The sequence below is a fragment of the Variovorax sp. Varisp36 genome (assembly GCF_047304235.1).
GTDB lineage: Bacteria > Pseudomonadota > Gammaproteobacteria > Burkholderiales > Burkholderiaceae_C > Variovorax.
Genome location: NZ_JBGLYU010000146.1, coordinates 1 through 228, shown reverse-complemented (window position 1 = coordinate 228; position 228 = coordinate 1). Strand labels below are relative to the sequence as shown.

The following is a 228-nucleotide window of genomic DNA, read 5'->3' as shown; positions in this document are numbered from 1 at the left end:
CTGGGGCACATCGCGCGCATCGAGGACGTGGCAGGCCGCAAGGACGACCGGGGCCAGGGCTTCGAACTGCGCACCGACGGGCACGGCGCGGTGCGCGCCGCGAACGGCCTGCTGCTGAGCACCGAGGCTCGCGCGAACGCCCAGGCCCACATCGCGGACATGCGCGAGACCACCGCCAGGCTCACCCAGGCACGTGATCTGCACGAAGGATTGAGTCAGGCTGCGCAG

At 71.5% G+C, this 228-nt stretch carries 1 protein-coding gene; it reads left to right on the top strand.

What is annotated here, in order from left to right; translation table 11 throughout:
* Window positions 1-228: type VI secretion system Vgr family protein (locus tag ACCD11_RS28505; RefSeq protein ID WP_413316491.1), on the top strand; the 228-nt coding region annotated here is incomplete at both ends.